The organism is Tannerella forsythia, from assembly GCF_001006485.1.
Classification (GTDB): domain Bacteria; phylum Bacteroidota; class Bacteroidia; order Bacteroidales; family Tannerellaceae; genus Tannerella; species Tannerella forsythia.
On the sequence record NZ_JUET01000054.1, the window covers coordinates 1 to 14645 of the forward strand.

11 protein-coding genes and 1 rRNA gene are annotated in these 14645 nt (G+C 50.5%); 4 read left to right on the plus strand and 8 right to left on the minus strand.

Annotation, left to right across the window (positions count from 1 at the left end; translation table 11 throughout):
* Positions 1 to 108, plus strand: a 5S ribosomal RNA gene (gene rrf / locus Tanf_RS02460); the annotation flags it as partial.
* Between the two features lie 272 nt (positions 109 to 380).
* Here rrf and Tanf_RS02465 read toward each other — a convergent pair.
* Genes Tanf_RS02465 through Tanf_RS02475 form a run of 3 tightly spaced genes read right to left on the minus strand, consistent with a single transcriptional unit; the run spans position 381 to position 5551 of the window.
* Positions 381 to 2015 carry a RagB/SusD family nutrient uptake outer membrane protein gene (locus tag Tanf_RS02465; RefSeq protein ID WP_371706626.1) on the minus strand — a complete coding sequence of 545 codons (1635 nt, stop codon included), beginning with the start codon at positions 2013 to 2015 and terminating at the stop codon, positions 381 to 383.
* Between the two features lie 39 nt (positions 2016 to 2054).
* The gene (locus tag Tanf_RS02470; RefSeq protein WP_052448976.1) at positions 2055 to 5258 is read right to left on the minus strand and encodes a SusC/RagA family TonB-linked outer membrane protein; all 3204 of its coding nucleotides are present in this window, start codon (positions 5256 to 5258) and stop codon (positions 2055 to 2057) included.
* On the minus strand, positions 5255 to 5551 hold the full coding sequence (locus Tanf_RS02475; protein ID WP_046824793.1) for a hypothetical protein: 297 nt from the start codon (positions 5549 to 5551) through the stop codon (positions 5255 to 5257). Before Tanf_RS02475 ends, Tanf_RS02470 begins: the two co-directional genes overlap by 4 nt.
* 147 nt (positions 5552 to 5698) lie before the next feature.
* Between Tanf_RS02475 and Tanf_RS02480 the strand changes: the two genes are divergently transcribed.
* Together Tanf_RS02480 and Tanf_RS02485 are read left to right on the plus strand one after the other, a co-directional pair.
* On the plus strand, positions 5699 to 6460 hold the full coding sequence (locus Tanf_RS02480) for a YaaA family protein (protein ID WP_046824794.1): 762 nt from the start codon (positions 5699 to 5701) through the stop codon (positions 6458 to 6460).
* A gap of 129 nt (positions 6461 to 6589) precedes the next feature.
* Positions 6590 to 6925 (plus strand): YtxH domain-containing protein, encoded by a 336-nt coding sequence (locus Tanf_RS02485; RefSeq protein ID WP_014226380.1) that lies wholly within the window; start codon positions 6590 to 6592, stop codon positions 6923 to 6925.
* Between the two features lie 21 nt (positions 6926 to 6946).
* Here Tanf_RS02485 and Tanf_RS02490 read toward each other — a convergent pair whose 3' ends face one another.
* From Tanf_RS02490 to glgP, 5 genes are all read right to left on the minus strand, one after another.
* Positions 6947 to 8218, minus strand: coding sequence for a nickel-dependent putative hexonate epimerase (locus tag Tanf_RS02490; RefSeq protein WP_014226379.1), 1272 nt, complete (start codon positions 8216 to 8218; stop codon positions 6947 to 6949).
* Positions 8219 to 8256: 38 nt separating this feature from the next.
* Positions 8257 to 9324: a sugar kinase gene (locus tag Tanf_RS02495; protein WP_046824795.1), complete on the minus strand. Its 1068-nt coding sequence runs from the start codon at positions 9322 to 9324 to the stop codon at positions 8257 to 8259.
* Between the two features lie 33 nt (positions 9325 to 9357).
* Positions 9358 to 10170 (minus strand): SDR family oxidoreductase, encoded by an 813-nt coding sequence (locus tag Tanf_RS02500; RefSeq protein ID WP_046824796.1) that lies wholly within the window; start codon positions 10168 to 10170, stop codon positions 9358 to 9360.
* 18 nt (positions 10171 to 10188) lie between these two features.
* Positions 10189 to 10812: a DUF7847 domain-containing protein gene (locus Tanf_RS02505; RefSeq protein WP_014226376.1), complete on the minus strand. Its 624-nt coding sequence runs from the start codon at positions 10810 to 10812 to the stop codon at positions 10189 to 10191.
* Positions 10813 to 10923: 111 nt separating this feature from the next.
* Positions 10924 to 13488, minus strand: coding sequence for an alpha-glucan family phosphorylase (glgP, locus tag Tanf_RS02510; RefSeq protein WP_014226375.1), 2565 nt, complete (start codon positions 13486 to 13488; stop codon positions 10924 to 10926).
* 370 nt (positions 13489 to 13858) lie between these two features.
* Between glgP and Tanf_RS02515 the strand changes: the two genes are divergently transcribed.
* Positions 13859 to 14638 carry a hypothetical protein gene (locus Tanf_RS02515; RefSeq protein ID WP_140230585.1) on the plus strand — a complete coding sequence of 260 codons (780 nt, stop codon included), beginning with the start codon at positions 13859 to 13861 and terminating at the stop codon, positions 14636 to 14638.
* Positions 14639 to 14645 lie beyond the last annotated feature (7 nt).

Here is a 14645-nt window from a genome sequence, read left to right on the forward strand (position 1 = left end):
GGTGGTTATAGCACGAGGGATCCACCTCTTCCCATTCCGAACAGAGAAGTTAAGCCTCGTCACGCCGATGGTACTGCTATATTGTGGGAGAGTAGGTAGCCGCCGTTTTTTAGGTATTATTTTTTTTCAAGAAGGAGCATTTTCCAATGAGAAAGTGCTCCTTCTTTTTGCATGGTATACTTCTGTCACGGGGATATTCTAACGGGTGCAAGTCCTTAAGCCGCCCTGATAACGAGATTACTTGTTCTTCTCATGTTTGGCCCATTGACGCTACTGTAAATAGATGCCCTCTGAAGTAATCTACTCCAGTTTTGTCTATTTGTTCATTGTGCAGTAAATATCGTCTTTCGCTGTATGAGGATCATTGATTATGTTATCATCTACTTATATCCTTCGTTCTGTTTCAATTTTCCGTTCGATTTGGTGATCTGCTCCGAAGGATAAGGAAATACGATCATGTGTTCCTTATAGCTGCCTTTATTGGCATAATCGGAGTAATACGTCACTTCGAAAGTCGATTTCGGATTGGCGCGGTCGGCGTATTTTCGGATGCGTGGACGGGAGTTCAGCTCTTTCACGGCCAGTTCTTTTATTACGGCGTTGGGCGAACGTTGCCACCGTTTCAGATCGTAGAGATGGTCTGTAAATTCGAAAGCCAGTTCGCAGCGCCGCTCGTGATACAGCTCGGCCATGGTTGGCGTAGCGGCAAGAGGCGTCAGCCTGGAACGTACACGGATACGGTTAAGGTCTGCTTTTGCTTCTTCCGCCCGGTTTGTCATCAGATACGCTTCGGCACGGAAGAGGAGCATTTCGGCAAAACGTATGATCGGGAAGTTCACGCGTACCGTAGGCCAGTCGCCATTCGAACACACGTAGCCGTTCTCGACAGGATTGGCGTGTTTGAACGGGTCCATGTACTTGTTGATCATGAACCCCGATTCGATATCGGAGGTGGAGAAGAACCGACGTTTTTCACCCCAGAACTCAAATTCCTGATTGTATTCGAGGATGGAACGTACGAGACGGTCGTTTCCGGGGCCGTCTTTGAGCATCAGCTCGTAGATGTCGTACGAGGGCTTGTTCTGTCCCCAGCCGTTGTATTTACCCCATCCTTTGTTTTCGAGCACGACCCCGGGAAATTCGCTCCCGCCCCCCTTGGCTCCGCCGGTCGAAGGAATCGACCAGAGGTATTCGGCATTCCAGAAGTCGGCGAAATCGGACGAGAAGACTTCGGCGAATGTTTTGGCCAGATTGCGCCCGTAATCTTTTTCGAGCAGATTGACCATGCTGATCACGTTGTTCCACTGCGTTTGATCCCACGTAGCCCAATAGGCGTACACCTTCGCTTTGTAAGCGACGGCCGCGGCCTGATGCGCACGTCCTCTGTCTTCTTCGCCGTAGGCTTCGAACCTCGGCAGGTACTTGATCGCCTGATCCATATCGTCGATGATATACTTGTAATTGTCGATCACCGACGGCTGTTGCGTGGGGATGGATTGATCATATCCTTCCGGGAAATCTTCGTATCGCACGAACGGAACACCCTGCTTGTCGGTACCGTAACGATAAGCCATGTAAAAATGTCCCATGCCTCGCATAAAGTAAGCCTCTCCCAGGCTGCGCGTTTCGATGGCTGTCAGGGCTACTTTCTGCTGTTTGTTCAGCAGCTTCTGAACAACCCAGTTGGAGCGGGAAATGATCGTATAGAATGCTTCAAAGTTCCAGCGCAGCGGGCCTTCGTCACCCGTATAAGCCAATGTGGCGAGCGTGTTATAGCCTCGTGTGCGCCCCCATACGATATCGCAGGCGGCTCCCTGCTCCCAGAATAAATCACGCCCGAAGGTCTCTTCCCAGTGAATCGGTATGTAGAGCGCGGTAATGGCGTCGATGGCTTGTTGATCGTTCGTAAAATACTGCTCGTCGGTCACGCTTCCTTCGGGCTGAACGTCTAAAAAATCACTGCACGCGCCTAACATAAGGAACGGCAGGATCAAGGCAAATCGATATTTTTTCAGTTTCATGTTCTTCTTCTTTATTTTGATGAATACAATAGATTAATATGTAAGTTGTATACCCAAAGACAGCACACGCGAAAGCGGGTATTTCAGCGCGTCGTATCCTCCGGTTTCCGGGTCCATACCCGAATATCGGGTGAAAGTGTATAAGTTCTCACCGCTGAGATAGAGGGAGAGCCGGCTGTTCGATCGGTCGGCAAAGCAGGATTTGCGTAACATATCGGTCAGATCGTAGGCTACGGTCACGTTTTTAATTCGCAGGTAAGAGGCGTCTTCGAGATACCAGTCCGAAGGGGTCGTGAAATTACCGTTCGGGTCGGCTTTCGAGAGACGGGGAATCTTCGACGACGTGTTGTTCGGACTCCATGCGTCGAGGATGGTGTTCTGGCGGTTAAAATTCCCTTCCACATCGCCCAACAACATGTATTTGGCCATGTACAACGATTGTGCTCCGCCGACGCCTTGCAACATGGCGCTGACCGAAAGTTTTTTGTACGAGCATCCCATCGAAAGGGCAAACGTCGTTTCAGGCATCGCATTACCGCAGTATTGGCGGTCTTTGTCGTTGATCACCCCGTCGCCGTTGGCATCGACGAATTTCAAATCGCCGGCCACGGCATTCGGCTGAATACGTTTTCCGTTTTTATCGACATACGCTGCGGCTTCGGCATCGCTCTGAAAAATACCGTCTGTCTTAATCACATAATACGAGTCCAACGGTTCTCCTTCGGCCGTCTGATACATATAAGGCACATTTCTGAAACTGCCCTCTCCGGTCCATACGCCGGGCGTGCCGTCGGCGTTTTTAACACCGATGTCCGAAACCCAATTCTTCAAGTAAGCGAAGTTGCCTGAAATGAAATACGAAAAATCCTTCCCGATGCGGTCGTTCCACGAAGCCTGTATCTCAAACCCCCGGTTACGTACCTCTCCCTGATTCACGAGCATGGGATTCAGACCGATGGTTTGCGGCCAGTTCATCGTCTGTTTCTGAATCAGGTTATACGTGCGTTTGCTGAAGTAATCGACAGCCAACGACAAACGTTCGTTGAACATGTCGATATCCATACCGAAGTCCGTCTGTTCCGAGGTCTCCCACGTAAGGTGTCGGTTCAAAGCATCTCCTTTATAAATGGCCGTGCCCCATGCTCCTCCGACGGTTGTTCCGTACTGCCCGCCCTCGTTCGACGGATTTTCCTTTTTCGATAGAATGGCGGCTTTATAATTGTAACCGATCGATCCCAAATTACCGACCCGTCCCCACGAAGCGCGGAGTTTGAGCAGGTTAAACCGGTCGCTCTTCGGGAAGAATTTTTCGTTCGAGATTTTCCACGCAGCCGTGAAAGCCGGAAAATCGCCGTAATTGTTCTCTTTCGGCAGACGGCCGGCATAGTCGCGACGCCACGAACCGGTGACAAAATACCGGTCGTTGAACGAATAGGCCAGACGTGAGATCAGTGAGACGTTGGCATCCGGCCCTTCCAGCTTATCGCCTGCGGTGATGGTCTCGGCATAAGCCAGATATTGCAGGGGCTTCGATTCGTTGGCAAACGTCCTTCCTTCTACTTCGAGCCTTCTATTTTCGTAATGATCGGCCGTGGTCGAAAGCAGGCCGCTTACGGTATGCTCACCGAAGGTGTTATCGTACGTCAGCGTATTTTCCGTTTTCCACGCATCGGTGCGATAGGTGCTTTCCGAAAGCGTGTTCGTGTTGCTCGGTTTGCCGACTTCTTTCCGGCGAGGAGTGAAATTCTTGTATAAGTTGTTTTCTACATTATACGTAAAACGGCTGGTGAATTTTAATCCTTCGACGATGTTGGTGATGTCGAGTGCCGTTGTCGTCCATACGTCGCTCGTCTTGTTGTAATTCGTCTCGGCGATCAGCGAGCGCACCGGATTGATGACGTCGCCGTGAATGTCCGGATAACTCGAACCGTATTTGGCAATGTATTCGGGGTCTTCCGTCGTAGTACCCCCGAACGAACCGGTGAGGGGATTATAGACTGTGGCGCTTCGAGGCATATAAATGGCCGAAAGGATGACTCCGGAATAAGCGCTCGAGGTGTTGGTTCCCCGGCTCGAAGAATTTTTCCATACGAAGTCTTCGCTGATCGAAACCCATTTATTCAGTTTATACGTTCCGTTGTAACGCAGTCCGACCGAGTTGTTGTAGGTGTTCAGTAACACGCCGTTGTCGACGTTCGAAGAGAATGAAATGCGATTCGTGAAATCGTCCGTCCCGACATTCAGCGAGATGTTGTGCCGTTGATACGAAGCGGTGCGGAAAATCTCGTCCATCCAGTCGGTACGTGTCGTACCGACCCACGGGTTTTTGGCGGTATCCCACCCGGTCGGGATCGACAGTTTGGCCTGGGTGTATGACGTTTGTCTCATCCGAATCTGCTCTTCGGCCGTAAGCGACTGCGGCAGGTTCATGGCTTGGCGTATTCCCAAGATACCCTCGTACGAGATGCTCGGTTTGCCTTTCTTCGCTTTCTTCGTCGTGACCAGCACGACTCCACCGGCGCCCGACTGCGCTCCGTAAATAGCCGCCGAAGCGGCGTCCTTCAGTACCACAATCGATTCGATGTCGCTCATCGAAGCGACAGGAGCACCGGGCACACCGTCTACGACCCAAAGCACACGGTCGCCATTCTGCGACCCTTGTCCGCGAATCACAATATGCGGGCTTGAGGTCGGATCTCCTCCGTTCGCCGTAATCGTGACACCGGCCAGTTGTCCCTGCAACATGCTTTCAGTCGATGTGACCGGGCGCGTGACCAGCTTTTCGGTGTTGCTGATAATCCCGACTGAGGCCGACAGGTCCTGCTTCCGCGCGTTCGTTCCGTAACCCAGAACGACAACCTCATTCAACATCTTCGTATCTTCGACGAGTACGATGTCGAGTTGAGTCCGGTCTCCGACAGGTACGGACTGCGATAGAAACCCGATATACGAAATCTCCAGTACGGCATTCGGCGGTACTTCGATCGAGAAGTTTCCGTCATAGTCCGACGTCGTTCCCGTGTTGGTACCCTTGAGAAGGATATTCACACCGACCATGCCTTCTCCAAGCTCGTCTTTGATCGTTCCGGTGATCTTTCGGACGCTCTGCTGCTGAGCTGCGCCTGTAAACTCCGGATTACTTCCATACGTTGTTACTTCTGCCGACAAATTGCCGCCGAGAAATAACATGGAAGAGAATAAAAGGATTCTGATCCTTGTTCCATTCGTTTTTCTCATACTTTTACTGCTTTAAAATGATTGTTTGTTGAATCTTTTATATCATAATGTTTGTATAGACCGTATTTCGAGAAAAAGACAGACGCTTTCCGTTCGGGCCGTTTCTGCCAAACTACAAGCCTTTCTCTGTCGGGTGTGCGCTCTCGGGCTGTCCGAACTGGTATATCGGGGTTCTTCTTCATGGTATTCCTGATATTCATGTGTCGGAGTTCGGATTTACCCCCTACCTTCCAGCGCAGCATATCGTCGTCTTGGGTAAGAGAGGTATCCGATTCCGCCACAAACTTACGCATCGTTTTTTAATTATAAAAACAGATGAGAGAAAAAATAAGCTGTCCGGTCTCCGATAGATATAGAGCGGTAATCAAAAAGTTGCTTTTTGTATTCATACTCTTTATCTTTGCCTCAAAAAGAATAGGAACTTCTCTAAATGATGATATATGCAAATTGTTTTATCTCCTGCCAAATTAATGGATTTTGACGGCGCCGACGATTCGGTCAAGGCTATCGACCCGCTTTTTACCGATAAGACGGCCGAACTGGTGGCGGTCTGTCGCGAAATGTCGGTCGATGAGATCGCCGCGTCGATGAATATCAATCCGCAGATGGCGCACGACGTGTTCGGCTATTTTCAGACGTTCGACCTGCCCGTTGCGCCTCGCCGCGCCGCTGCTCTGGCCTATAACGGTATTGCCTACAAGGGACTTAATGCGCATGACTTCTCGGCAGATGATTTTGCTTTTGCCCAGCAACATCTGAATATCCTCTCGGGACTGTACGGCATCATCCGTCCGATGGACGCGATACGTCCTTACCGACTCGAATTTCAGCGAAAAATCGTTCCCGAAGGATATAAAAGTCTGTACGATTTCTGGGGCGATACGCTTAATGCATACCTCGCGTCGAAGTTAGCGCACGACGAACGTGTCATCATCAATGTGGCCTCGCAGGAATATGGAAAGGTGGTTCGTAAGAACAAGCTTCCGCAGGGCACAAGAATCATCGATATCCGTTTTTTGCAACATGAGACAAACGGCTTCCGGCAGGTTGTCGTGCATGCCAAAAAGGCGCGCGGACTGATGGCGCGGTTCATCATCAAGAACAGACTTACGAAGTATCAAGACGTGCAGGCGTTCGACAGCGAGGGCTATTTCTTTTATCCCGACCTCTCGAAAGAGGATGAGTGGGTATTTGTCCGATAAAACGCGTGAAAGCGATCGGGATAATACAATTAAAAAGAATTAAATATGCCTAAACAATGGTCTGAGTGGGTAGAAACAAAAAATATATGATACATTTGTAGGAGTATTAATTTCAAAATTTTAAAAGCTATGTGTAATAATGCAGGAAAAACAGTCGTATCATTTTTAGTAGGCGCTATGCTGGGAGCAGGAATGGGTATTCTTTTTGCTCCGGATGAAGGAACGAAAACACGTAAGAAAATAAAAAAATCGTTTGACGATACCTCCGATAATATCAAACACAGTGTGGAGGATTTCAGCAAAAACCTTAAAGCAAAGGTGAAAGAGCTTAAAGGTTCATTGGAAGAAAATATTGAAACGTTGTTCTCTCACTCCAGCTACAAAGCCGATGAGGCGATTGAAGTGCTGGAGAAGAAGCTTGAGCAATTGAAAAAGGAAGCAGCGAAACTTCAGAATCAGAAGTAAGAAAAAACACCGAAAAAAAAATCAGGTCTTTTCAAATCTTTTCCGATAGGCCCAAAGCCCGAGCGCGGGATTGGAGATGTAGTAGATTTCTTCGCCGTCGACGGTGTTCCAGCCTTCGCGCAGGGTGTGCGGGTGATATTTTCGCATCATGGCGTCGAGGTCGGCATACCCGAAGCCTACGCTCTCGATTTCGCGGCGTGTCAGGTGTCCGGGGCAGTAGGTGATGCGGAATCGTCCTTCCGATGTGCCATGAATCAGATGGGCTGCTACGCCAAGCGCCTGTCGCAGCTCTTCGTTTTCTTCGACATGCCGCAGCACTTGCGGCGTGGCGACGTAGCCGTACCGGCGGATCAGCGTGTCGTTGTCCGCGTCTTCGCCGAACTGCCGTACACCGGGGGCGAGGATGATCAGTTCGCCGCCGTCGGCCATGGCCATGCGCGTGCGATAGATGCTTTTGTTGCCGACCCACGTACTGCGAAACTCTTCGGGATCGAGATAAACGACGGCTTTGTGTATCTCACGGTCGAGCATGGTGAAGTTTGTTTGTAACGAGAGGGCTGCAGCTTTCTCAAAGCATTCGGCATCGTTGCCTGCAAAGAGCCCGCGCATTTGCAGACCGTCATTTCCGGCCGAAATAACGGTTTGCAGATAGACGACCGGCAGATGGCGGATGAAATGTTCGGAGGCGTAGTTGAGCACGCGGCGCACGGGGGTGTGGGTACGTCCCATGATTCGCTCCATACCGTATGCCGCGCCGATAAAGTGGCTCTTGTGGATGCCTTCACTCCCCCCTATACCGACGAAGAGGTTCTTGTTGTAGTTCGCCATCCCGATCACTTCGTGCGGCACCACCTGCCCGATGGAAAGGATCAGGTCGTACCCGCCTTCGAGGAGCATGCGGTTCACCTGCATGGGCATGGGATAGTGGGCTACGCCGCCCGATACCTCGCCGACGTAGTCGGCCGGCACGGTACCGACATGCACGACACCGTTGCGCCAGTCATGCACGCGAAAGAGCGACCGGGGGATGCCGGGGAACATTTTTTCGATCTCCCCGTCCGTCATTGGAAAATGCGTCCCGATGGCGGGAAGAATATCCGTCAGGTGTTCGCCGTAATACTCGTAGATGTAGCGTGTCAGTTCCCCCGCCCGTGAGTGGAAGCGGGTAAAGTCGGGTGGGATGGCCAATACCTTGCGTCGCTCGCCCAGTCGGTCGAGGATCGAAAACACGGCTTTCCTCAGTTCGTCATGGCCGAATGCTTTGTCCGGCGCTCCCTGTTCATAGTAGATCATCGTTTGTGCTGTTTGAAAAACTTGCGGCCGCGGCCGGTTTATCGCATCACTCGTGCGTTTCCTTCCCAGATGCTCCATACCTGTGCTTCGTCGGCCGGTTGGGCATAGTCGGTAAGTGAAGTTACGGCCAGTGCGCCGGTAGCCCATCCGAAGCGTATCCACTGTCGCGGCTCCCAATTTCGGAGGATGCCGTAGAGCAGACCTCCTACAAAGCCGTCGCCTCCGCCGATACGGTCGAGCACCCGGATCGGAAGCGGCTCGACGCAGTGCCACTCATCGCCCGCGAGCATGATAGCGCCCCACAGATGATGGTTCGCGTCCGACACTTCGCGCAAGGTCGTCGCGAAAACCGAGGCGCTGGAAAACGTTCGCTTCACGTTCCGGATCATTTCTTTGAAACGCTCCGTTTTGGCTTCGATATTTTTTCCTCCGGTCTCCGGCCCGTCGATACCGAGGCAGAGTTGAAAGTCTTCTTCATTACCTGCGATGATGTCGGCCACGGAGGCGATCCGGGCGAAGACGTCGCGCAGCGCTCGCTCGCGTCCTTCCCAGAACGAGGCGCGGTAATTCAGATCGAACGAGATCCGTGTGCCGTGCTGTTTGGCCGTGCGTGCCAGCTCGAGGCAAAATTCGCCCGTTTGGTCCGAGAGTGCCGCGATCAGTCCTGAAAGGTGGAGCATCTCCACGCCTTCACGCCCGAACAGACGGTCGAGGTCGAAATCGCGCACGTTCAGCGTGCGGCCTACTTCGCCGCTCCGGTCGTTCCACACGCGCGGCCCCCGCGCGCCGAAACCGCTGTCGGCCATATTGATCTGATGACGCAAGCCCCACGGCCCGCCCTGTGGCACTTCGCGCCCTTCGCAGGCGATGCCGCGGCTGCGCAGATCGGCTTTGATAAATTGTGCCACGGGGCTGCCTTCGACGAACGTCGTCAGCGCTTTGACCGGCAGTCCGAGCGATGCGGCCACCGTCGCCACGTTCGTTTCGGCGCTCGTAGCCTGCATCAACATGGAGTGGCTCGTATGAAACGGCTGTCCCTGCGCAGTGGGTGTCAGTCGCACCCCCATGCTCGTCGGTACGACGAGCGACCATTGTTTTTTTGTCATGATTATATGTATTTTAAAGGTGTATGCGTGCGATTAAATCGAAAAAGCGTCGAATCCGCCATCGACGGGTATCACCGTGCCCGTCACGAAAGCCGACGCGTCGGCTGCCAGCCACTGTACCGTGCCCAACAGCTCTTCGGGCTTGCCCAGTCGGCCGTAAGGCGTGTGTGCGACGATACGTTGGCAACGCTCCGTCGGGGTACCGTCGGCGTTGGTCATTAGCGTGCGGTTCTGTTCGGTCAGGAAGAACCCTGGCGCGATGGCGTTCACCCGCAGTCCCTCGCCGAATTTCGTAGCCAGCTCGGTGGCCAGATACCGGGTGAAATTATTAACGGCCGCCTTAGCGCATCCGTAGCCCAGTACGCGCGTAAGCGGTCGCAGCGATGCCTCGGACGAGATATTGATGATGCTTCCTTTCTTTTGCTCGACCATGACCTCGGCAAATACCATCGTCGGGAGTACCGTACCGAACAGGTTCAGGTCGATGACTTGCCTGAAAGCGTCGAGGTCGAGATCGAAAAACGTCTGATCCGGCGCGATCGTAGCGCCCGGCATATTTCCTCCCGCCAGATTGATCAGCACGTCGATGCTTCCGAATGCTTGCACGATGGCTTGCCGGCTTTCTTCGAGCTGTTCGCGGCGCATGACGTCGGCCGCGTGAAACATGGCCATGCCTCCGAGTTTGCGCACCTCCTCTTTCAACCGGTTGCCTTTCTCGGCGTTACGTCCGAGGATGGCGACCTTCGCTCCTTCGCGCGCCAAATGTTTGGCGATGCAACGTCCCAGTATTCCGTAGCCTCCTGTCAAAACAATGACTTTGTCTTTTATACTGAATAAATGATTCATCCTGTATGTATCTTGATTTTATGAAGTGGTCGATACTGTCAGACGGCGAAATGCGTAGCAGCTCATCAGTCCGCACAGCGGCAGCGCCACGAAGATGCCGATCAGAAACAAGGCGAATCCGGCCAGCATGAGGCCGATCAGGACGAGCATGAGCAGGAAGAGCTTCAGTGTTGAGCTGCGTGTGATCTCCCAGCTCCGTTTCAATGATCCGACGACCCCCGTATTTTCTTCTACGATAGACATCGGGAAGAATTGTAGCCGGAGAGCGAGGTAAATGCCCGGCACAATCAAAAAAAACAGTCCGGCACATACCACAATTGCATAAATAACGGATGCAAAAAAATAAATAAATATTTTACGGCTCATCTGTCCGTAAGCCGAAAACTGCGGTTCCTCGCCGTCCAATGCCTGAAACATATTTTTAGTATATCCCAATGTGAAAACCAAATGGAATAAAACACTTATAGCTATAATAACGATACCCGCCACACCGATATGATTATCGGAAGGTGGAATAAAAGCATTGAGCAACAAGCCGATGATCACGTAGCCGATTAACAGTCCGCTCAATACCCAGATTTGTGCCCACAAACTTTTCCACGATTGGCGGAAGAGGTCGGAGAGAATGATTGGTTTGCCCATGGTGTCTTTTTTTATGATAGACAAATGTACGATATATTTTGAAAACGGAAACGGCAGGGCACAAAAAAACCGAACATAAGCCCGGTTTTTCTGTGACGGACGACCGTATGTTTATGGCTGAATCCAGCGGATGTATGCGAAATCCATTCGGTGAGGCAGCTGTTCGTTTACCGGATAGACCCGGAAACCGACACGCAGATGTCCGTAGACTTTTGTTTTCTTTTTCAACTCGAAATATAGTTTCGTGCCATCCACCTTTTTCAGTTGGAACGGTGTTGCCGAAACGAATTCGATCGTATGGTCTTCCGGGTTTTCACGTGTATAGACAATCTCAACGCCAAGCATGCTCTTGAGGCTTTTGCGATCGATGACAATCCGGACGATGTATTCGTCGCCCACTGCGGGATGTGCGGCATCTTCGCCATACTCGAACGATTTGATCTCAAAATCATCCCAGTGTTCGGCAACCTCTTTCTTCCATGCGGCGATATTTCGAGCTTCGGCGTAATCGTTTTGCATGAGCAAAGCGGAGCGTGCGGCCAGCTTCCTGTAGAACCGTTCGATATAGTCGTCGAGCATCCGTTTCATCGTATAGTCCGGTGCGATTTGCGAGATGGAGTTTTTGATGTACTGAATCCACTCAGGCGAATAGCCTTTGCTGTTCTTGGCAAAGTAGAGCGGGATAATCTCATCTTCGAGCAGATGGTAGATCGTGGCGGCATCAAGCTGATCCTGATATTGCTGATTGTCATACGTGCGTTGTGCGGTCAGCGCCCATCCGGCTCCTTCCTTATAACCTTCGTACCACCATCCATCGAGCACGGAGAAGTTGAGTACACCGTTCATCTCAGCCTTTTCGCCCGATGTGCCGGATGCTTCCAGCGGTCGTGTCGGGGTGTTCAGCCAGATGTCGACCCCCGAAATCAGGCGGCGCGCCAGACGCATGTCGTAATTTTCGAGGAAGAGGATCTTGCCTAGAAATTCCGGACGACGCGAAATCTCCACGATGTGTTTGATCAGGCCCTGTCCGCCACCGTCGGCCGGGTGCGCCTTCCCGGTGAAGACGAATTGTATTGGGCATTTTTCATTGTTGACGATCTTGGATAGTCTGTCCAAATCGGTGAACAGGAGGTGCGCTCGTTTGTATGTGGCAAAACGGCGTCCGAAACCGATCAACAACGCGTTCGTATTGATTTTTTCCATCAATGTAACGACTTTCGACGGGTCGCCCTGGTTCTTCAGCCAGTTATCGCGATACTGGTCTTTGATGTATTCGATCAATTTATGTTTGAGTGCCTTGCGGATTTCCCAAATGTCACTGTCCGGAACATGCTGGATGGCTTCCCAGATCGCTTTGTTAGACTGGTCTTTGAAGAAACTTTTGTCGAAATTCTTCGCACAGTATTTTTTCCATTCGGTAGCCATCCAAGTAGGCAGATGCACCCCGTTGGTCACGTAGCCCACGTGCAGCTCTTCGGGGAAATATCCTTTCCATACCGGAGCGAACATCTGGCGCGATACGATGCCGTGGAGGTAACTTACGCCGTTGGCCTCCTGACAGGTGTTGAGGGCGAATGTACTCATACAGAATTTTTCCTGACTGCCCGGGTTCGTACGTCCCATGTCGATAAAGTCCTGCCAGCTGATACCGAGTTTTTCGGCAAATCCGCCCATGTATTTGCCGAAAAGCGCTTCTTCGAAATAATCGTGACCGGCCGGTACGGGCGTATGCACCGTATAGAGTGAGGAGGCGCGAACGACTTCGAGGGCCTGATTAAAGTCTAACTTCTCGATCCGGATATAATCGACGAGCCGCTGTACGTTGATCAATGCGGCATGGCCTTCGTTGCAATGATAAACCTGTTTCTTCAGTCCCAACTTATTCAACAGTAAAATGCCGCCGATGCCGAGCATGTATTCCTGCTTCATGCGGTTTTCCCAGTCTCCGCCGTAAAGCTGGTGGGTGATCGAGCGGTCCCATTCGCTATTTTCGGGTATGTCCGTATCCATCAGATAAAGTGGTACGCGCCCGACGCTTACTTTCCAGACATGTGCATAGACGATCCGTTCGGGATACGGCACCTCGAGCACCATCGGCTGGCCATCGTCCATCATCATTTGTGTGAGTGGCAATGTCGAGAAGTTCTGGGCTTCGTAGTTGGCAATCTGTTGACCGTCCATCGCCAGGCTTTGGGTGAAATAGCCGTAACGGTACAGAAACCCGACGGCTGCCAGATCAATGTTGCTGTCACTGGCTTCTTTCAGGTAGTCGCCTGCCAACACGCCCAATCCGCCCGAATAGATTTTCAGTACGTTCGTTAGTCCGTATTCCATGCTGAAATAGGCAACCGACGGTTTGCTTGTGTCGGGTTTGACTTGTACATAACTCTTAAATTGTTTATATACGTCATTGATTTTAGCCATCAATACCTGATCGGCCAAAATTGCTTCAATTCGTTCCTGCGGTAACTTCTGAAGCAATAAGAGGGGGTTGCCTTCGGTCGATCTCCATAACTCGGGCGAAATCTCACCGAAGAGCTTTGCTCCTTCGTAATGCCATACCCACCACAAGTTGGTGGCGATTTCGTGAAGCGGCTCTAATCGTTTCGGAAGTTTAGAATGAGAGTATAGGTCTCTCCAAATCGGATCATTTGAATTCTTTGACTGAATTTTCATACGTAAGTTTTTTGATAATTGCCCGACAAAGGTAATGCAATTTTCGTGTAAAGCAGGAATGACGCCTCGTTAATTTTTTCATGCAATACTCTCAACAGAGTGATTTTTTATGGATTTACAGCCGTTAAATATCATTTATTCAAAAATGCAAGAGATAGTGTAAAAACACGTTGTGGTTTAGTCTTCTTGCAAGCTGTGGAAAGCATGATTTTCATGTAGATAATTACTGGTTTTGAATTTTTATGACAATCAAAATCAGGTCTGTTTAAAATAATATTTATTACATAAAAAATGTAAATATATACAAAACTTTTTTTGTATATATTTATATACTATTTTTGAAACGTTAAATTATTAAATACATTAGAGCATGAAAAAGTACATTATAGTATTAACTTTACTATGGGTAACAGGGGGAATGATTTCCGCACAGACAATTACGGGACCTCAGCACCCGATGAAACCGCGAATGCCGAGAAGTATGGCCGATTCGTCAGTCAGAAAAACGTATCTAGAGGGAGGCAATGATAAACCGCTATATACGGTATCCGAAGCTGTTTACAAATACAGTAAAGACCGACTGACGGATACAGCTACTCACATCAGTGGGACGATCGATTGTTTCATTAGTAAATATTCTCAGGATGGGCACTTGCTTTATCGGTCGGATTATTTTCCACGGAAAGTAGAATTGGATGGTAAAGTCTATCCGGACAGAGAATGGAATATCTTAAAATATACGTACGGTGATGACGGTCGGCTGCTCAAAACGGAAAACTATGATGTGGACTACAGCCATCCGAATAAAGATAAGCTGTTCGGCATATCCGAATATACATATATGATAACTGACAGCGGATACATAGCCGACCGGACCATAACGAAAGACCTTGACAAAGGTAAAGGCAACATCGAAAAGGAAAAGATTGAATACGTGTTGGACAAGGGAGGCCGCGTGGTTCGCTCGATCAATAGAAACGATGAAGATAAGTATGTCTCAGGCATCAATGGGCATCGTTACCGTATTGGCGATCATTATTATTCATACACCGACAGCGGATACACGGATGTACGGTATTTGGACGTCACCACCGGATTGCGAGCAGATTTTATGTATAAAGACAGTTGCTTGCTAAAAGAGAATGTATAATCGGGAC